General features: G+C 54.3%; 16 protein-coding genes, 2 pseudogenes and 1 riboswitch. Of the genes and pseudogenes, 4 read left to right on the top strand and 14 right to left on the bottom strand.

From position 1 onward, the window contains the following. Positions 1-4 precede the first annotated feature (4 nt). The 9 genes from purB to IEW11_RS21135 form a co-directional block, all read right to left on the bottom strand. Positions 5-1,300, bottom strand: a complete 1,296-nt coding sequence (gene purB / locus IEW11_RS21095) for an adenylosuccinate lyase (RefSeq protein WP_188533063.1) — start codon at positions 1,298-1,300, stop codon at positions 5-7. 6 nt (positions 1,301-1,306) lie between these two features. Continuing rightward, a complete protein-coding gene (gene purK, locus IEW11_RS21100; RefSeq protein ID WP_188533064.1) occupies positions 1,307-2,473 on the bottom strand; it encodes a 5-(carboxyamino)imidazole ribonucleotide synthase in 1,167 nt (388 codons plus the stop codon). After that, the gene (gene purE, locus IEW11_RS21105; protein WP_188533065.1) at positions 2,470-2,955 is read right to left on the bottom strand and encodes a 5-(carboxyamino)imidazole ribonucleotide mutase; all 486 of its coding nucleotides are present in this window, start codon (positions 2,953-2,955) and stop codon (positions 2,470-2,472) included. The genes purK and purE overlap by 4 nt, the downstream gene beginning before the upstream one ends. Before the next feature lie 227 nt (positions 2,956-3,182). After that, positions 3,183-3,284, bottom strand: a riboswitch (purine riboswitch). A 223-nt stretch (positions 3,285-3,507) separates the two neighbouring features. Then, a complete protein-coding gene (locus IEW11_RS21110) occupies positions 3,508-5,664 on the bottom strand; it encodes a transglycosylase domain-containing protein (protein ID WP_188533066.1) in 2,157 nt (718 codons plus the stop codon). Positions 5,665-5,859: 195 nt separating this feature from the next. After that, the gene (locus IEW11_RS21115) at positions 5,860-6,942 is read right to left on the bottom strand and encodes a Gfo/Idh/MocA family protein (protein ID WP_188533067.1); all 1,083 of its coding nucleotides are present in this window, start codon (positions 6,940-6,942) and stop codon (positions 5,860-5,862) included. Between the two features lie 19 nt (positions 6,943-6,961). Further along, positions 6,962-7,684 (bottom strand): ThuA domain-containing protein, encoded by a 723-nt coding sequence (locus tag IEW11_RS21120; RefSeq protein ID WP_188533068.1) that lies wholly within the window; start codon positions 7,682-7,684, stop codon positions 6,962-6,964. 179 nt (positions 7,685-7,863) lie between these two features. Continuing rightward, positions 7,864-9,030, bottom strand: a complete 1,167-nt coding sequence (locus IEW11_RS21125; RefSeq protein ID WP_188533069.1) for a Gfo/Idh/MocA family protein — start codon at positions 9,028-9,030, stop codon at positions 7,864-7,866. A gap of 74 nt (positions 9,031-9,104) precedes the next feature. Next, positions 9,105-10,163, bottom strand: a complete 1,059-nt coding sequence (locus IEW11_RS21130) for a LacI family DNA-binding transcriptional regulator (RefSeq protein ID WP_188533070.1) — start codon at positions 10,161-10,163, stop codon at positions 9,105-9,107. 82 nt (positions 10,164-10,245) lie between these two features. Further along, positions 10,246-10,986: a YwaF family protein gene (locus tag IEW11_RS21135; RefSeq protein WP_188533071.1), complete on the bottom strand. Its 741-nt coding sequence runs from the start codon at positions 10,984-10,986 to the stop codon at positions 10,246-10,248. Positions 10,987-11,183: 197 nt separating this feature from the next. On the opposite strand from IEW11_RS21135, the gene IEW11_RS21140 reads away from it, so the two are divergent. Both IEW11_RS21140 and IEW11_RS21145 read left to right on the top strand, forming a co-directional pair. Continuing rightward, positions 11,184-11,537: a TM2 domain-containing protein gene (locus IEW11_RS21140; protein ID WP_188533072.1), complete on the top strand. Its 354-nt coding sequence runs from the start codon at positions 11,184-11,186 to the stop codon at positions 11,535-11,537. A gap of 6 nt (positions 11,538-11,543) precedes the next feature. Continuing rightward, positions 11,544-11,966, top strand: coding sequence for a TM2 domain-containing protein (locus IEW11_RS21145; RefSeq protein WP_188533073.1), 423 nt, complete (start codon positions 11,544-11,546; stop codon positions 11,964-11,966). Between the two features lie 100 nt (positions 11,967-12,066). On the opposite strand, the gene IEW11_RS21150 is transcribed toward IEW11_RS21145, so the two are convergent. The 3 genes from IEW11_RS21150 to IEW11_RS21160 form a co-directional block, all read right to left on the bottom strand. Beyond that, positions 12,067-13,653, bottom strand: coding sequence for a peptide chain release factor 3 (locus IEW11_RS21150; RefSeq protein WP_188533074.1), 1,587 nt, complete (start codon positions 13,651-13,653; stop codon positions 12,067-12,069). A gap of 145 nt (positions 13,654-13,798) precedes the next feature. Beyond that, positions 13,799-15,352, bottom strand: a complete 1,554-nt coding sequence (gene zwf / locus IEW11_RS21155) for a glucose-6-phosphate dehydrogenase (protein WP_188533075.1) — start codon at positions 15,350-15,352, stop codon at positions 13,799-13,801. A gap of 182 nt (positions 15,353-15,534) precedes the next feature. Then, on the bottom strand, positions 15,535-16,368 hold the full coding sequence (locus tag IEW11_RS21160) for a YwmB family TATA-box binding protein (protein ID WP_188533076.1): 834 nt from the start codon (positions 16,366-16,368) through the stop codon (positions 15,535-15,537). Positions 16,369-16,428: 60 nt separating this feature from the next. Here IEW11_RS21160 and IEW11_RS21165 point away from each other — a divergent pair, with 60 nt between their 5' ends. Both IEW11_RS21165 and IEW11_RS21170 read left to right on the top strand, forming a co-directional pair. Next, complete coding sequence (locus IEW11_RS21165) at positions 16,429-16,779, top strand: hypothetical protein (protein WP_188533077.1); 351 nt, start codon at positions 16,429-16,431, stop codon at positions 16,777-16,779. A gap of 282 nt (positions 16,780-17,061) precedes the next feature. Next, positions 17,062-18,321, top strand: coding sequence for a flagellar cap protein FliD N-terminal domain-containing protein (locus IEW11_RS21170; protein WP_188533078.1), 1,260 nt, complete (start codon positions 17,062-17,064; stop codon positions 18,319-18,321). Between the two features lie 69 nt (positions 18,322-18,390). Here IEW11_RS21170 and IEW11_RS25385 read toward each other — a convergent pair. Together IEW11_RS25385 and IEW11_RS25390 are read right to left on the bottom strand one after the other, a co-directional pair. Continuing rightward, positions 18,391-18,798, bottom strand: a pseudogene (locus tag IEW11_RS25385) (gephyrin-like molybdotransferase Glp); the annotation flags it as partial. A gap of 267 nt (positions 18,799-19,065) precedes the next feature. Then, positions 19,066-19,947: pseudogene (locus IEW11_RS25390) on the bottom strand (molybdopterin molybdotransferase MoeA); the annotation flags it as partial. Between the last annotated feature and the right edge of the window lie 87 nt (positions 19,948-20,034).

The following is a 20,034-nucleotide window of genomic DNA, read 5'->3' on the forward strand; positions in this document are numbered from 1 at the left end:
CTCTTTAGCTCAGTCCGAGCCGTTTGAATATCGTATCGACATGCTTCAGATGCCACGAAGGATTGAATGCATCCTCGATCTCATCCGCAGACAGCGCGCTTGTTATTTCCGGCGTTGACTCAATGATGTCGCGGAATTGACGCTGCTCTTCCCAAGCCTGCATCGCGCGCGGCTGAACTGTATCATACGCTTGCTCGCGGCTGAAGCCTTTATCGATCAGCTTTGTCATGACGCGGCCGGAGAACGGCACGCCATACGTACGCTGCATATTGCGTTTCATATTTTCAGGGAATACGGTCAGGTTCTTAATAATGTTGCCCAGACGGTTCAGCATGTAATTCAGCAGCATCGTTGCATCCGGCAAAATAACACGCTCTGCCGATGAGTGGCTGATATCACGCTCATGCCACAGCGGCACGTTCTCATAGGCGGTCAGCATATGGCCGCGAATGACGCGGGAGAGACCGGAAATATTCTCGCAGCCGATCGGGTTGCGCTTGTGCGGCATTGCCGACGAGCCCTTCTGGCCTTTGGCGAACGGCTCTTCCACCTCGCGGAACTCGCTCTTTTGCAGGGCGCGGATTTCCGTTGCGAATTTGTCGAGCGAAGTCGCAATCAGCGCCAGCGTCGCCATATATTCGGCATGACGGTCACGCTGCAGCGTTTGCGTCGAGATCGGAGCCGGTTTTGTGCCGAGCTTGCCGCATACGAACTCTTCTACGAACGGATCGATGTTGGCGTACGTACCGACCGCACCGGAGATTTTACCGTATTGAACGCCGTCAGCCGCATGGTTGAAGCGCTCCAGGTTCCGTTTCATTTCCTCATACCACAGCGCCATTTTCAAACCGAACGTTGTCGGCTCGGCATGTACACCGTGCGTACGGCCCATCATTGGCGTATCTTTATATTCAATCGCTTTGTCGCGCAAAATCGCAATGAACTGCTCGACGTCGCGCTGCAAAATTTCGTTGGCTTGGCGAAGCAGGTAACCGAGCGCCGTGTCGACAACATCGGTTGAAGTCAGACCGTAGTGCACCCATTTGCGTTCCGGTCCGACGGTTTCGGATACCGCACGGGTGAACGCGATCACGTCATGGCGGGTCTCCTGTTCGATCTCGTAAATCCGGTCGATATCAAAGCTCGCGCTTTTACGCAGCGCTTCTACGTCTTCCTTTGGAATAACGCCCAGCTCAGCCCAAGCCTCACAGGCGCAAAGCTCAACCTCAAGCCATGCCTTAAATTTGTTCTCTTCCGTCCAAATCGCTCTCATTTCCGGTCTGCTATAACGTTCCAACATACGCTCTTAAACCCTCCAAATAGTGGTTTCGGCTATCCAGGCCAGCGCTGCATCCACATCAGGCGCCAGCACGTTCACATGGCCCATCTTCCGTTTTGTTATCGCTTCGCTCTTGCCATACAAATGAATCTTCGGCTCGACGCCGAGCCGTTTTGCAGCGTCATCGGCCACAGCCATCCGTGCGAGCAGCGGCTCCACATGCTCACCGAGCACATTGACCATCACGACCGGCGTCAGCAGCTCGGTTCCGCCAAGCGGAAGATTGCATACCGCACGAACATGCTGCTCGAACTGTGATGTCCTGCATGCTTCCATCGTGTAATGGCCGCTGTTATGCGGCCTTGGAGCCAGCTCATTGACGAACAGCTCGCCGCCCGATGTCAGGAACATCTCGACCGCGATCAGTCCGACGACGTTCAGCCCTTCGGCAATTCGCATCGCCAGCTGCCTGGCTTCCTCTTGAACCCGCTCCGCAACCCGTGCCGGAACAATCGACAGGTGGAGAATGTTGTCCACGTGAATGTTCTCCGCCACCGGGAAGGTCTGAATCTCGCCCTGTGGACTGCGAGCGGCAATAACCGACAGCTCCTTGTCAAAACGGATGAACTGTTCGAGCACAAGCTCCACACCCGAGCGGCTCAATTCGGCATAGGCTTGTCCGATCTCCGCTTCGCTGCGGATCACCCACTGGCCTTTGCCGTCATAACCGCCGGTCGCCGTCTTCAGCACGCTTGGAATGCCCAGCTTAGCGACCGCCTCGCGCAGCTCCTGCTCGCTGCGGATCTCCGCATACGGCGCGACGCGCACGCCGGAAGCTTCGATAGCGCGCTTCTCGCGCAGGCGGTGCTGCGTCGTGTACAGCAGCTCGCTGCCCTGCGGCACGTACGATTCCTCCATCAGCATCGCCGCCACGCCGGCGTCGACGTTCTCGAACTCGTACGTAATCACATCGGCCCGCTTCGCCAGCTCACGCGCCGCTTCGCGGTCGTCGTAAGCGGCAGTGATCTGCGCCGACACTTGGCCGCATGGCGCATCCGGAGCCGGATCCAGCGCCACAAAGCGATAGCCCAGGTTGCTTCCGGCCAGCGCCATCATCCGGCCGAGCTGGCCTCCGCCGAGAATGCCGATCGTACTGCCCGGCAGAATCGTCTGGCCCCTCTTACTTATGCTCATAAAGTGTCACTGCTTTCCAGCACTTCCTGTGCCACGCGGTCGCGGCGGGCTTGCACGCGTGCCTGCGCTTCCGGGTCGAATGCCCCGAGGATTTGCGCGGCCAGCAGGCCTGCGTTAGTGCCGCCTGCATTGCCGATCGCTACGGTAGCAACCGGAATGCCGCCCGGCATTTGGACAATCGATAATAATGAATCGAGCCCGCTCAAGTTAGAGGACTTGACGGGCACGCCAATCACCGGCAGAATCGTCTTCGCAGCGACCATGCCAGGAAGATGGGCGGCTCCGCCAGCTCCCGCAATGATCACTTTAAGACCGCGCTCTGCGGCTGTTTCTGCGTATTCGAACATGAGATCAGGCGTACGATGCGCCGAGACCACTTTCTTCTCATAAGGAATTTGCAGCTCTTCCAAAACGTCACAGGCTAATTTCATCGTATCCCAATCCGACTTACTGCCCATGATGACGCCTACTTTCGCAGACATGACATCAAACCCACTTTCTTTATTCAGATAATAGACAAGCCAAATTTAAACACGGTGTTATCTTTTCCAATGTGGATGCTGAAAAAAGAAAAGTCCCGGTAAGCTACACTCAAATAAGCGCCGCCGCGGGACACAAGCCACAAGGAAAATGCCAAGAAGGCAATGCCTGCCGTCCTCACAAGAAGGTACGAAAAGACAGGAGAAGGCTGCCCCCTGCGGGACAACCTGTTCTTATTTTCCAAGCTCGTAGTCCGAAAATTTATGGTTTCCGGGTAGAGACTTTCGGGCCTTATTCCCGAGAATATACGAGGCTTCTACATAAATCGACATATACGATCAATTAACCTCTTTTAGTTTATCAATCCTAACACACCTTGTCAACGATAAAAGACGAACATTAATTATAAATATCCATAATAAAGTTCGTTTTTTGGATAGGTTTACAAAATCCCCTACCATCTGTTACCTAAAACATCGTCCTGATCCTCTTTTTAAGCGTTACAATCATCATTCAACATTCTCCCTTATTTTCGCAAAGCTTGCGGATCACGCTTAATCATCATCGTCATCGTCGTCATCCCTCTCGCGCTTTTTTTCCCTTTCCTTGCGTTCCTTTTCCCGTTCTTTTCTTTCCTTTTTCTCTTCTTTTTCACTTTTTTTCCGTTCTTTCGCTCGTTCCTTACGATCCTCTTCCAGCTTCTTCTCCCGTTCTTCCCGTTCTTTCTCGCGTTCCTTCCGGTCTTCCTCCAGTTCCTTTTCCCGTTCCCGGTCCCGGTCCCGATTTTCTCGTTTAGGCACAAACACAGGCATCTCCAACGTATAGCCGTCAGGAATCTGGAACTCGGATACCGGCACATCGACCAGCGCTTTGGACATCATTTCTTTGAACAGCACTGCCGTATATGAACCTCCCGTAGCATCCATGAAGTGTTTGCTGTCTGTTTTGTCATATCCCATCCATACCGCCGCGGCCAGCTCCGGCGTATAACCGGCAAACCAAATATCATTCGTTCCGCTTATGCCCTCGAACTCTTTTGTTCTCGGGAGCTGCGTCGTGCCTGTCTTGCCGGCTGTCGGCCGGTTCAGCTGTGCGCGCTTACCTGTGCCGTCCGTTACAGCCTCCTGCAGCAGACGCGTCATCGTATACGCTGTAGCTGCGCTAACCACCTGCACTTCGCTCGGCTTCGCCTCGGCAATGAGACGTCCGTCCTTCGTCTCGATCTTTACAATTGCATGAGAGGTCACCCGCTTTCCGCCATTGGCGAAAGAACCATATGCCCCGGCAAGCTCCAAAGGTGACACCCCCCGGTTCAAGCCGCCAAGCGCTATGCTCAGATTGCGATCCTGATCGGTAACGGGGATGGCCATCCGTTCGAGATATGTCAAGCTTTGCTGGACGCCAATCTCATTAAGCAGCCACACAGCCGGGATGTTATACGAATATTTCACCGCATCCGCAAGTGTAACTTCTCCGCGTGTCTGGCGGTCATAGTTCTGCGGCTGGTAACCGTTAATATCCAGCTCATCATCATATAGAATGGAAGAAGGTGAATACCCGGCTTCCAGAGCAGGCGCGAACACAGCCAGCGGTTTGAATGCCGAGCCCGGCTGCCTTTTCATCTGAGTTGCCCGGTTAAAGCCCCGAAATACCTGTTCACCACGCCCCCCTGCCAAGCCGCGAATGCCGCCGGTAGCAGGGTCAATGATTGCCGCTCCGCTCTGTACCGGAATCTCATCCGGACTGCCGGGGAAGAGGGTTTCATCTGCAAAGACCTCCTCCATCGCCCCCTGCACCGCCGGATTCAGATTCGTATACACTCTTAGGCCGCCGCGCAGTATTTCGTCCTCGGTCAAGCCATAGATCTTTTCCGCTTCTTCAATGACATGGTTGACATAAGGCGTATATTTTCCCGAAAGCTCATCGACGACTGTTTTTTGCACCTGCAGCGGCTCATTAACCGCTTGACTATACTCCTCTTCAGTAATCATCCCCTGATCTTTCATCAGGGAGAGCACCAGATTCCGGCGCTCCAGCGCCTTGTCAGCATCCACCAGCGGAGAATAATTAGACGGCGCCTTTGGCAGCGCGGCCAGCAGAGCGGATTCCGCCAACGTGAGATCCGCGACAGTTTTGCCGAAATACGTTCTGGATGCCTGCCCGACTCCCCAACTGCCCTCGCCAAAATAAATCTGGTTCAAATACATCTCCAGAATCTCGTCTTTTTCATACGTATTATCGATTTTTATGGCCATGGCAGCTTCCTTCAGCTTGCGTTCATAGGATCTCTCGGACGTTAAAAACACATTTTTCGCAAGCTGCTGCGTGATCGTGCTGCCACCTTCGACAACGTCGCCCGCTTTCGTATTCCGATACAGCGCACGGAACAATGCGCTCGCATCGACGCCCTCATGATCATAGAAACGTTTGTCCTCAACTGCAATAATGGCATTGCGCATCGATTGCGGCACCTGCTCCAGGGATACCGGAACAATCCGTGAACCGGTCAGCCGGGAAGCCGGTTTTCCGTTCATATCATAAATAATTGTCGGCTCCGGCAATGGATTGTCTAACGCGCTGACGTCCTGCCGGTCGATAAATACTGCTGCTGTAAGCACAAGGCCAATGACTGTCAAGATTAGAACAAAGATAGCCAATTGCCATATACGTTTCTTTGTGGATTTGGAGTTTTTTGCGGTTTTTGTCGCCATGTTCTCTCTCCCCTTTTTATCTATACCCATAGTATTCGAACAGTTCCCATGGTTTGGGGACTTAAACAAATACTATGCGGTTATTAAACCAGTAGAGGAGGAACAAAACAGGTAATGCTGCGGCCACTTCAGCGGGTGCCCCAATATGAAAAGCCTGCCGGTCTCCCGGCAGGCCTATTCTTCAATATGGTGCACTTACAGCGCCGGCATCGGAGCCGGGCGATCGCAGGTGCTTTGCATGGCGTAATGCTTTCCGTCGCGCGAGGCGTCGTGGAAACCGTGCATCGCCTCCAGCACATGGTAGGCCATTTCCCCGCTTGCGCGATGCGGCCCGCCCTCTGCCAATGCGCGTGCCAGATCGGCCACGCCAATGCCGCGGTTGTTGTCCGTGAAACCGTGCGTCAGCGGAATCTCCTCCCATTCCGAATCACGCGAGCGGCGCAGCTTCACCGTCCCGCCGAATCCATTCGGATCAGGAACGAGCAGCGTTCCTGCGCTGCCGTGGATCTCAATGTTCGGCAGCGAGGTTCCAGCCATTGCATCAAAGCTGGTGATCAGCGTACCGACAGCGCCGCTCTGGAAATCGAGCACGCCGGCGATGTGGGTCGCCGTTTCCACTTGGATCTTTTTGCCGTGCTTCGGCTGGCTCGTGATCGTGCGTTCCGGATAAGAAATCACGGCTGAGCCGGTTACGCGGCGAATCGGGCCCAGCAGCGTAACAAATGCGGTTAAGTAGTACGGCCCCATATCAAACATCGGCCCGCCGCCGATCTGGTAATAAAACTCCGGATCCGGATGCCAATGCTCGTGCCCGGCACCGATCATGAAGCCGGATACCGAGATCGGCGTTCCGATCACACCGTCATCGATCAGCTTGCGGCAGGTCTGAATGCCACCGCCCAAGAACGTCTCCGGCGCGCTTGCCACCCGCACCCCCTTCTCACGGGCAACCCGCAGAATCTCCTGCCCTTCCTCCCGCGTTACCGCCAGCGGCTTCTCCACGTACACATGCTTGCCGGCCTGAAGCGCTTGGATGCACACCGACGCATGCGCCTGCGGGATCGTAAGGTTGACGACGATGTCGATATCCGGATCGGCGAGTAATTGCTCGACCGTATAAGCCTTCGCCACATCGAATTCCGATGCCCGCGCCTGTGCGCGCGCCACATCCAAATCCGCGGCGGCCACAAGCTCCACTTCCTCATATTTCTTCAAATTCGTAAAATAGATTTTGCTAATATTTCCGCATCCGACGATCCCGACTCTGCTCTTCATCATCGCTTCACTCTTCCTCTATCTATAATTGGTTGTCTGCCATGCCGCTGTATGCCGCTTCCGTACTTCCCGACCGCTGGGCCAGCGCCTTGCCCTCAGCAGTCCAGAGGAACCCTCTGCGCATCAATTCCTTCACTACGGGCATATCGATGATATTAGCTACGTGGCCAAGGGCATTGTAATAGACCCGTCCTACGCCCCAGCGCTTCGTCCACACAACAGGCATATCCACAGCTTTATTTAATGAGTGCGGCCCGGGCACAACCGGAAAACGGGTTGTCGCGAGCACCTCGACCGCAGGATCAACGTGCAGATAATACTGCTCGGACTTCACAGGAAAGTCCTCGATTCCATCAACAAGCGGACTGGAGCTATGCTTGACGTTGACGACATATTCCACGCCGTCATTACCCGGATGAGCCACCCAGTTGCCGCCGGTCATGAACTGCCAATCCACATTTTCACGGAACGCGTCACACATGCCGCCGTGGCAGCCCGCTAGCCCGACACCGCTCTGGACCGCAGCCGATACATTGTTTACCAGCTGTTGTTCAATGCGTCCCATCGTCCATACGGGAATGATCAGATCCAATGATTTCAATTTCTCCGCATCTGCAAATGCCTCCAGCGTATCCGACACTTCCACCTCGAAGCTTTCCTGCTCGAGCACCTCTTTGAAGATGCCGGAGACCTGTTCAGGCTCATGTCCGTCCCATCCGCCCCATACTATGAGTGCTTTTTTCATCGCAACGAATACCGCCTTTCCTATGCTGATTGTCTTCCGCTGTTATCCGACTTCCCGACTGCCGTTTCGTTCCATGTTTCTTTTTCCCGGGGCTTTGTTTTTCGTTAGCTGCTCCTACCCCGTTAGCCTCTATGCCATTAGGTCTTTGCCATTAGGTCTTTGCCATTAGGTCTTTGCCATCAGGCTTGATATTCTTTCAAGGACACCCATCTGCGCTCAGCGATCGACCGGTCGACCGCCTCGAGCACTTCCTGGCATTTCACCCCGTCCACGAAGTTGGGCACCGGTTGGCGGTCCTCTTGAATCGCTTTCATCAGCTCGTGCACTTCATGCGTAAAGGTGTGCTCATAACCGATTGAATGCCCCGCCGGCCACCAAGCGTCCATATAAGCGTGTGCGGCGTCCGTGGCATGCACGCGGCGGAAGCCCTGTACATCCTCGGCATCATCCGAGAAATACACTTGCAATTCGTTAAGCCGTTCAAAATCGAACTTGATGCTGCCTTTGCTGCCATTGATTTCAAACGAATTCGTGCAGCGGTGGCCTGCCGCAAAACGCGTAGCTTCAAAGCTGCCGAGCGCCCCGTTTGCAAAACGTGTCATAAACAGCGTAGCGTCATCCACGGTCACTTCGCCGCGCGGCGCGTCTTTGCTGCCTTTGGCGCTCAGGCCGGTCATCGCCGATGGCATCGGACGTTCCTTAATGAACGTTTCGCTCATCCCGATCACTTCATCAAATTCTCCAACCAAATAACGGGCCAGATCGATCAAATGTGCGCCAAGGTCGCCATGCGAGCCCGAGCCGGCTATCTCCTTCTGCAGGCGCCATACGAGCGGGAATTCCGGATCGATAATCCAATCCTGCAAAAACCACGCGCGGTAATGATAGATCTCTCCGATTCGGCCTTCCGATACCAGCTTCTTCGCCAGCTGTACCGCAGGCGCAAACCGGTAGTTAAAGCCAACCATATGTTTAACGCCCGCATTCTCGGCTGCCACCAGCATCTCACGGGCATCTGCAAGCGTAAGCGCTAACGGCTTTTCACAGAACAGATGTTTACCTGCCGCGGCCGCAGCAATCGCGATCTCCTTATGCGCGTCGCTCGGTGCGTTGATATCGATCAGATCAATATCATCCCTGCCGACAAGCTTCCGCCAATCCGTCTCGGCTGTTTCCCAGCCGAACTGCGCACGCGCCTGTTCGAGCCCTGCCGGATCGCGGCCGCAGATCGCTTTCATCTCCGGCTTCGGCACATCCGGCAAAAACATCGGCAAAGCACGGTAAGCATTGCTGTGCGCTTTTCCCATAAATTTATAACCGACCATTCCTACGCGAACATTACTCATTCCTGTTCATCCACCTTTCCAAGTGAGAAGATTGGATCGTGATTGATCCGGATCGTTGAAGCATCAAATCATGATCAATTCGGTTTATATCGCAAAGAAGAAGCACGCGGAATCAGCCGCACGGGAAGCTTCTCCACATTGAAGCCGGTCTCGGTGTCAATTATCGCTGGTTTTTCCTGTCCGATCAGCTTGGATACCGCTGCAGCCCCCATCTCATAGAACGGAACGGAAACAGAAGACAGCTGCGGATCGGTATAACGCGCCTCTTCAGAATCGTCATATCCGATCAGCGCTGCATCGCGCCCGGGCTCAATCCCATGCTCCCGCAAGCCTTGAAGCAGGCCCAGCGCCATCCGGTCGTTCGCGGCAAATACAGCATCGATCCGCTGATCCTTAATCGCGCCGGCAATCTCAGGCGCAGCTATGTATCCGCTCTTTCGGCTGTAATTCCCCGTGAACAAAATATCCTGGTTGACCGAAATGCCGTTGTCTGCAAGCGCTCTGCGGTAGCCATCATAACGGTCCGCGCTGTTCGAGTAGGTTAACGGTCCGTTGAGGAAAGCAATGCGGTCGCAGCCCTGCCCGATCAAATGCGCGGTCGCCGCATAGCTGCCGCTTACATGATCCGCTTCAATCGTAGGGAACGCCTCGCCTTCAAAACGCTGGTTAACGAGGCAAAAAGGATGCTCTTCCTGAAGGAGCTCCCGAAGCGCCTGCCGCTCTTCCTCTCCGTCCTGCGTGCCCAGCATGATGCAGGCATCGACCTTCTGCATGCGGAACAGCCTTGAATAATTACGCTTCTCCTCAGGCGATAAGAACATCAGGAGCATATCGTATCCCTCTTTTTTGGCCGTCACCCCGATCCCGCTCAAAATTTCAGAGAAATAATAAGTCGAGAACAGATGCACTTTCGGGACAAACGGGATAATCACGCCCAGGTTGCCGCTCTTTTTTCTCGCGAACTGCTGAGCGAGCGCGCTTGGCACATAATTAAGCTGTTCAGCCGCCTCCAGCACCCTTTTGCGGGTTTCCTCCCGGATCGGACCGACCCCGTTCAACACGCGGGATACCGTCGCTTCAGAGACGCCTGCAAGTTTCGCTACTTCTTTTCTACGGATAGGTCCTTCCTCCAAGCTTTATGTTCTTACCACTAATGTACACGCGTACATTTTCGCATGAAAGCCGTTACATGTCAATGCATCGCCTATTTCATTTTTACGCGTTCAAACGTTTCTTCTGCTTCCTGCGCCTAACCGCTTTTTCGACAACAAACGGCATATACAGCACGACAAATAACGCCAGCGCCACAAGCTCCAGCCATAATAAATACCACGGCCATGGTCCAAGCAGGTCAAGAAGCGAGGCCGTCTGAGGCTTGCGTGACACAAAGAGATAATTTCCGCCCGTCCATACATTGATAGGATATACGATGAGAAGCAGCACATTCAGCCACACCATGGTCCGAAGGATGGACATCCATCCGGGACGGTAGCCATCCACGGCGGTCATGTAGATCGCGGTTACGATAATTCCCCCATGGCCAATGAAAAAATAGAGGTACCAGAAATGCGGAAAACCGACATTCAGAACCGGTGTGAACAGCGCCTGCAGCGCGCCGCCGATCCCTGCAAAATAAATAAACTCATATAACCGGTAATTTCGGTATAACAATAATACGGCAGATAAGATCAACGTTACCGTGCACAACTGCAGCGGCAATGATTCATCCCAGGTCCAGCGCTCCGCCCTCACGTACCAGACATGCAGCAATCCATGCAGCGCGAGCAGCAGGCCCGCCATCCCATAACGAAAGACACGTGCCCGCTTCGGATGTTTGAGCCATTGTCTGAAGATCACGAGACTAACAAGCACAATGCCAAGGGTCGCTAGTGCCACCGCGTGCTGCGGCGAATACGGAATAAAGCCCGGGCCGTTCGGACCAAAAAATGGGTCCATGCTGCACCTCCTTCCTTTTTTATTCCTGGATAAGGATATTTTGTATGATAACTTGCATATCGTAAAGTGTCATTATTTTATGGTACCTAGGTGAAATGTCCCAGAAAACTTTAACAAAAATTATATTGTCGAATAATGGGATGTCCATTATACTTGAAACGCATATGTGAACATTTTATGAAAAGGGGAACTGGAACATGAACTATAATAGCCTGGCTATGAAAAGCCAGCTTGACGCCAGAGAACTGCTTCTGCTGGAACAAGAAGTAAAGAGCCAAGGGAAAAGCATGGTTCTCGCCTATGTGCTGTGGTACTTCCTCGGCGTATTCGGCGGACATCGCTTCTATATGGGGCGTACCGGTTCAGCGATCGCGCAGCTTGTGCTGACAATTACCGTCATTGGGGCGCTTGTGACATTTATATGGTGGGTCATTGACGCTTTCCTGCTTCACCAATGGGTAAAAGACCGCAATCAAGAAGTAGAAATGCGTGTGATGAACGATATGATGTCCAACAAACATTTTAACTCGGCGATGAATCGCCCGCTGTAAGCGATGATGGACAAACGCGATTTAACGTTGAATGAGCTGATGGTTTTCCAATCCGAGGTGCGCGCTCATGAGAAATCGGCTGCCATTGCTTATCTGATGCTGGTTGGCGGACATCTTGGCGTTCATCGTTTCTACCTGAAACGAACCGGAACTGCCATCGCGCAGCTGATCCTGTTCCTGGTCACAACCGGCGGTTATGCGCTCACGGTACTCGGATCCGCAGTCGAGAGCGAAGCGCTCACTCTCTTTTCTCTTTTGCTGCTTGTCGTTCCGGGCCTTGTCTTATTCATCTGGATTATCGTCGATTTATTCCTTATGCCTCGCATGGTCAGGGAATATAACGAAAAAGTGGAACAGCACATTATCGCACAAATTATACAGCATCGGCAGCATATGCACATGCAGCCCCAAAGCCCCGGCACATTGTAGCCGAGGCTTTTTCTATTTCACGCTGCGGCCGCCGTATTCAACAATGCATATTAAAAGTTAAAAGCCGCCCCTTGGGGCGGCTTAAGCATGCTTATATCTATTATGGCGCTGTCTCCAGGAATTTGGAGGTTGGATTTTTGTCCATAGCGGTGCGCATCGCGTATTCGTTCTCGAACAGAGCCACATAGTTGCCCTTCTTGTCCTGCACCAGGGTTGAGTTGATGCGGAATTTGGATGGGTCGATCTTCTCGTCCACGATCCAGCGCGCAAACTGGTACGGCATGCGGTGCAGTTGAATATCGACGCCGTATTCGCCCTTCATCCGGTACTCGAACACCTCGAACTGGAGCTGGCCGACTACGCCGAGAATCGTCTCATCGAAGCCGCTGGTCGAATGGAACACCTGAATCGTGCCCTCCTCAGTCAACTGATCGATTCCCTTCTGATACTGCTTATGCTTCAGCGCATTTTTTACCGTTACCTTGGCAAAAATCTCCGGAGAGAATGTCGGCAGCTCATCGAATATGACTTCCCCGCCCTGCGACAACGAATCACCGATCCGGAATATGCCGGGGTCGAACAAACCGATAATATCGCCCGGATATGCCGACTCGACAATATCGCGGTCCTGAGCAAGGAATTGCTGCGGCTGCGAGAGCTTAATCTCTTTGCCCACCCGTACATGCTTGACGGCCATGCCCCGCTCGAAGCGGCCGGAGCAAATGCGCAGAAACGCAATGCGGTCGCGGTGCGCAGGGTTCATGTTCGCTTGAATTTTGAAAATATAACCGGTAAACTTCTCCTCCGTCGGTTCGACTCTGCCTTCCGTGCTGTTGCGCGGCGCAGGTGAAGGCGCCAGCTTCAGGAAGTTTTCCAGGAACGTCTGAACCCCGAAGTTATTGACTGCACTGCCAAAGAACACCGGTGTCAGCTCGCCGCGGCTTACTTTCTCAAAATCGAATGGATCGCCGGCAACATCGAGCAGCTCCAGCTCGCCAGTCAACTGATCATGCAAAAATTCACCGGCCATCTCGCGGATGATCGGATCATTGTAATCCTCGACCTTTCTCACTTCGATCGTCGAATGGTCGTTGCCCTGGAACAATTCCACCTGGTTATTCATCCGGTCATAGACTCCGCACAGGTCTCTGCCCATTCCGATCGGCCAGTTCATCGGCACGGAACGGATTCCGAGCACCTGCTCCAGTTCTTCCATCAGCTCGAACGGGCTGCGGCCTTCACGGTCCAGCTTATTAATGAACGTGAAGATCGGGATGCCCCGCTTGCGGCATACTTGGAACAGCTTGATCGTCTGGGCCTCCACGCCTTTGGCGACGTCGATCAGCATGACTGCGCTGTCGGCCGCTGTCAAGGTACGGTACGTATCTTCACTGAAGTCTTGGTGACCTGGCGTATCCAGAATGTTCACCCGGTGTCCCAAATAATCGAACTGCATCACGCTGGACGTAACGGAAATTCCCCGCTGCTTCTCGATTGCCATCCAGTCCGAGGTCGCATGTTTGCTCGCCTTTCTCGCCTTGACCGTCCCTGCCTCCCGGATTGCCCCGCCGAATAAAAGCAGCTTCTCCGTTAATGTTGTTTTCCCCGCATCGGGATGGGAGATAATGGCGAAGGTTCGCCTTCTCTCCACTTCATTCTTGATTTCCTCGGTTAACGTTTTACTCATAACTGCCGTCCCTTCATCCTCACCCGTTGGCGACCGGACCTGCGCATTCTAACGCTTCGTCGGTCCCTCCCGGCCAATTTTATAGCTTTTCGCACGAAGAGCGCCTCATCACCTGTACAGCAAGGCTTGGGCGCTCGTGAGCTTCTTATTTTCCGGTGTTGGTAACCCAAATTACATTATCTTCTTCCTGTCCATTGACCGGCCACCAGCGGTATCCGTCTTTCGCCAGCATCTCGTCGGCTTTCTCAGGTCCCCATGAGCCCGCAGGATAGAACTGCAGATCAGAGGATTCTTCCCGCCAAGCCGATGCAATCCGATCGACAAATGCCCATGCTTGCGAAACCTCGTCCCAACGCGTGAAATACGTCGAATCGCCGCGTGCCGCATCATAGATCAGCCGCTCATAAGCTTCCGGTGTATTCAAGCCGATCTTGCAGCTCTGGCAGAATTCCATCGCTACCGGCTGCACGCCTGTATCGGAGCCCGGCTCTTTTGCATTGATCTTGATGTAGATGCCTTCCATCGGATTAACACGAATGACCAGCAGGTTAGGTGTCAGATCATGGCGCTGGCCGAATAGTACGCTGCCCGTATTTTTAAACTCAATAACGACCTCTGTCGTTTTCACCGGCAGACGCTTACCGGTACGAATGTAGAACGGTACGCCGGCCCAGCGGAAATTATCGACGAATACCTTGGCTGCGAAGTACGTCTCCGTAACGGATTCCGGATTCACCGAATCCTCTTGACGGTAGCCGGGAAGCGCCTTGCCTCTCCACGATCCTTCAGCATATTGCCCGCGGGTGACATTCGTGCGCACATCTTCCGATGTCGCATATTGCCGCAGGGAACGAAGCACCTTCACCTTCTCATCGCGAATATCTTCCCCTTGCAGGCGGCTGGGCGGCTCCATCGCGATCATCGTCAGCATCTGCAGCATATGGTTCTGGCCCATATCGCGCAGCGCGCCGGACTTATCGTAATAACCGCCCCGCTCTTCGACCCCTACCGTCTCCGACAAGGTAATCTGAACGTTTGCGATATGCTTGTTGTTCCAGAGCGGCTCAAAGAACGCATTAGCAAACCGGATCACCTCGATATTTTGCACCATTTCCTTGCCGAGGTAATGGTCGATCCGGTAGATCTCCTCTTCTCTGAACACTTGGTTGATCTGGTCATTAAGCTTCTGTGCGGAAGGCAGGTCATAACCGAAAGGCTTCTCAATAACGACCCGGTGCCAGCCTTTTGATTCGAGCAAGCCTCCATCCCGAAGATTGAAGGACACAGGCCCGAAAAGCTCAGGCGCGAGCGCCAAATAGAATAAACGGTTACCCGGAATATTAAACTTGGCATCCAGCTGAGACGACAGCCGGTCCAGCTCGCGGAAGCCTTCTACATTATTGATGTCAAGCGACATATAGACAAAATGTTCGGCAAAACGGTTCCACAGCTCGGCATCATCCGACTTGTACCTGGAAAACTCTCCGATCGATTCATATACATCATCGCGGAACTGCTCATCCGTGCGCGGACGGCGGGCAAGACCGACAACCGCAAAGTCTTCAGCCAGTTTGCCTTCTTTATATAAGCTGAACAGCGCCGGAAACAGCTTCCGGCGTGCCAAATCACCTGTAGCTCCAAATAAATAGAACACTGCACTCGCTGATGCGAGTTCTTCTGATTTGAATTGATCCGTCATAATACCTCATTCTTTCTTATGTATTTTTTTGTATATTTATTGCGTCTCTTGTAACATCTCTTGTAACTTGCTTAACCTGTAGTTTAGCACATTCGACTTGCAAGCGCTATTGATCTACCTATAAAAAAAACTAATTATTCCTTCAATTAATTCTGATCAAAAAATCGTCATCATTCGATCAATTATGAACCGGTGTCCTTCCTGTAATCCCCTGTGATAAGCGGAATGCCCCCGATGAAGCGAATGACCCCTGTATCGGGATCGGAATGGACGGCCAGCTGAAGATTCACCTTATGATCGCCGCTTTGCACCTTGTTCAACAAATGATGGGTATAAAACGTTTGGCTGATCGTATTCGCGTCTTCATACTGCTCCAGAAGCTCAGCCTGCGCTTGCTCCGCAAGCTGTTCAGCCGCGGCAGGAGCCTTAGCAATGCCGCGAAACGATACGCTTGGAGCTCCAGCGATATGCTGCCTGCGCAGTTCCGACTCCACTGCGGCGACCGTATCAAGCAGGGACGCTTCGGACTGGCCCTCCAAGCCTTCATATATGAGGACGAGCTCGCCGCTTTCATCCGGGTTCATGGCGTCCGTTTGCTGAAACCACAGCTGCAGCAATCCCTTTCCGGTTTGCAGGATCGCATGCACCGCTTCGCCTTCCGCCCGGGATACAGCATGCAAAGACAGCTCCCTGCTTAACTCGGAGACGGCCTCGAGATTGCTTTTCCCATCCCAGCGAATCGACCAGCCGGCGGCTGCGGCGCCTTCCAGGAGCAAAGGATCCGTCCACTGCCAAAGCGTCTTCATATCCTGTTCGATCGACAGGCCGGAAGCACCGGGCTCATCCCCTTCCGGAATCCCGTATGACACCAGCCATGTGGCCGCCATGATCAGGACGAACAGCGCCGGAAGGATCCCTTTTATTCTGCCCTTTTGCATGGCCGGTTGATTCATAATAACCGCCTCCATTTCAATATTCGGGATAAATAGGCGAATATCAGCTGGGTATTTAACCATACACATCAGCCCTTGGGTGAATATAATGCGCTAAGGAAAGGTTAGGAGGTGTCTACACGCATGCAACCTATTTATCCGTTAAACGAAAAGAATATTTCCAGGCATTGCGGACAATTGGTCTGTGCCGTGACCGCAGACGGTTCGCGCCACATCGGAATACTCAGCAGCTGCAGAGGCGGCCAGCTTATCTTGAATGATGAAGCTGTCGATGATGTAAGCGGCGGCACACTTCAGATGAAAGGAGCAAAAAAAGCTCCGCGCAAAGGCAAAGGCAGAAAAGCCAAGCCGGCGGTTGCGCAAACATTAGGTTATCCGGCCGGCCCGTTTGGCCCTGGCCCATTCTTTCCGTTCGGATCGAGGGTCGTACTGGATCTTGCGCTGCTCACGCTGTTGTTCCTGATCGTTCTGTAACGCACTGCCGCCCCGGCTCGAGGCACCGGATGCTTCCGCCGGGATGCTGTCTTTCTATTGTACTGCAAGCATTCTGCGCAGCCAATCCATCAAGCTTATTTCAGCAAAGCCCGGATCCGATAAATAAACAAAAACGACCCGCTATGGTAAACTGGAAGAAGACAAGCTTGGAAACAAATGACACTGCCAATAGAGCATTATTAATGTGTGCGCTCACCGGGTACATAAGGTATAGAATAGCTTGCGCCCTTTAGGAACATCTCATGTGGAGGTGCTTGAACGATGATTATCGGTCCAAACAGGAGTATCCGGCGCTTAAGGTCATCCGATCCTGTTCAATCGGTTGCTCCATACGCGCACTATCCTCACCGGGAGGAGCAGGCGATGCTCTCTCCACTGGAAAACCCGCTGCCGCTGGGTACATGGTCCAAAACGGCAAAAGCGGCGGCAGACAGTGTGCATCAATGGCTGCAAGGCAGTCACGAGACCAGCGTGGCCGTCTCTCGTTTTCTCGGTTCATCTACCTCGGCTTGGGAGCAGCGCAGCATCTCCTCCTCATCCGGTGAAGCTGTAACTGTACAAGCTGCCAAGGGCGCGACACGCAAAACGTACGAGGTGGAAGTCGGCTCGATCGCGGTCTCGCAGCGGAATGAGGGTTACGAGCTGGCAAAGGCGGCCGGCTCTTTGATCGAGCCGGGCACCCATCATTTTTCGGTATTAACCGCAGGCAGCCTCACAGACCTCTCTCTTACCGTAACGGAGAAGGACACGAACGCCCAGGCGCTTGTGAAACTCAGGGACGCGGTCAATCAGGCCCGGCTCGGAATAACAGCAGTGATCCGAGAGGATGCAGCAGCCGGCACGGTACGGCTGGCGTTGGAATCCAACCTCACCGGTACAGGCTATGCCTTCTCGCTTGCCGACCTAAGCGGCAATGCGGTCGCCGCATCGGGGATCGGCAAGGTTTCAAATACGGCGGAAAATGCCAGTTACCGCATAAATAACAGCGTCTTCAAAAGCGTGCAAAGCAATACAGTAACACTGGATAAAGGAAAGGTTACGATGACATTTCATCATCCAACCTCTGCTCCGGTTCGCCTTCAAGTCGAAGTGGACGCCGGGGCGGTTGCACAGCAAATCAGGTCCGTGCTCGGCCAAGTCAATGAATTAAACAGGATGTACAATACAATGTCAACCTATCTTCATCCCGGCTTGAACCGCAGCTTAAACGAGGCCGTGTCCTCTTCCATTGCGGCTCGGGTCGGCATTTCACGCAGCCTGTCCGGTGAATGGAGACTGGAGGAAGACAAGCTGCTCTATGCGATCGCGGACAACGCCGACCGCGTGAAGCGTGAGCTGCACAGCTCCGAGGGATGGGCATACTCGATCCGGGCTGCGCTCGGCCAATTCGAGCAGCTGCCTGCGGAAGCGATGATGAATCCCGATACACAGGCTATGCAGCAATATACGATCTACCATCCAACGATGCAGCCCTACCGGCCTATACCGGCCAGCGGATGGTTCATGAACGAAAAAGGGTAGCAAAGGTACAGTAAAGGTCGCAATCGAACACTTCCTGATGACCCGGGAAGCGACGCTTGCGACCTTTTTTTAGCGTTGAATTGGAATCAGTTTTACACGTTCTCCGCTTGATACCCCTTTAGAACCCGGCGGTACGACAAGTAACGCCTCGGCTTCCGGGATCGAAGCCATCATGCTGGATTTACCGAAGCCCAGCGGTTCGGCCAGCACCCTGCCCTCCCGCATCAGCAGCTTCGCCCGCACATAGCGCTCATGGGGGCTGCCCTTGATGATCGATTCGGTAAGCTCGGCTTCCACTGCCAGGGGAAGCGGCTCGGGATCGCCTTGCATCCGGCTGAGCGCCGGGCGCACGAACAGTTCAAAGCCGACGAAGCAGGCCCCCGGGTTGCCCGACAATGCAAAGAGCGGTTTTCCACCCAGCAGCATCGCCGAGGTTGGACTGCCCGGACGCATCGCCACCTTATCGAACAGCACCCTGCTATCGTCTTGGAACAGGGAATGAAGCTCCGCCTCGATGCTCCGATTGGAATCATCTTCACCGTCAGGCGATACTGCGGATTCGGGTTCCGGCAATAGGGTACCATCGCAGCTAAACCGTTCAACAGCATCGCAGTCATGCGGTTTAGCACCTTCGACATCAGCAGGCATCGTGCTTTCTGCACCTTCGCCGCCGACAGGCATAGTGCCTTCTGCGCCTTCGCGGTTCTGGCATGCTTGCCGGCTATTACGTCCCTGCTGCTTCAAGCGCGATAATATGGCAGCCATCACATCGTAGTCACCGACGGATACGCCCCCGGTCGTGACAATGCAGTCGGCCACGGCAAGCGCTGCAGTGAGCGCTTCGACAACAGCATCCACACGGTCCGGCAGCGTCCCCATCACGACCGGCTCGCCGCCGTACTGCACGACCATTGCCGCAACCATCGCGCTGTTGCTGTCGCGGATTTTGCCCGGCTCAAGCGGGGCATCCACCGGCAGCAGCTCGGTGCCGGTGGCGAACACCGCGACGCGCGGGCGCGCATATACCGGCAGCTCGGCGTATCCGAAGGAGCCGAGCATGGCAATATGGCCAGGCCGGATGACGGCGCCTGGCTCAGCCAAGGCGCTGCCGCGGCGGAATTCTTCGCCGGGCGGCGCCACGTTCTGGCCGGGCACGGCAGCGTGTTTCACCCGCACCGCCGGCTGCCCGTCCAGCTCGGCGTCCGCGGTCTGCTCCAGCATGACGACCGCGTCCGCCCCATCCGGCACCGCCGCGCCTGTCATGATGCGCACGGCCGTGCCGGGCCCAACGCGCTCGCGGGCAACCTGCCCCGCCGCGATCGCGTCAACGACACGCAGCGTCACCGGGTGCTCCGGTGACGCTTGCGCCGCATCGGCGCCGCGGATGGCGAAGCCGTCCAGCCCCGAGCGCGCGAACGGCGGCCAATCCGATGTCGCGACCAACTTCTCCGCTAATCGTCTGCCGCCGCTTTGCCAGAGCGCCGCTTTCTCCGTATGCAGCGGCTGGATCGCTGCCAGCACACGCTGCTGGGCCTCGCTCACCTTCACTGCGCGCCGGTTAAACCGTGATGTACCCTGTAATCCCACTTTCGTCTTCCTCCCCAAACCGCCATAACCCTGCTGCACCGAAACAAATAGTCGAACCGTCAAATAGTCGACCTGAGAGAACTATTCCTATTCAACATTACTAAGTATTACCTAATCATACCTAGT

The organism is Paenibacillus abyssi, assembly GCF_014640295.1.
In the GTDB taxonomy this organism is placed as follows: Bacteria; Bacillota; Bacilli; order Paenibacillales; family Paenibacillaceae; genus Paenibacillus_D; species Paenibacillus_D abyssi.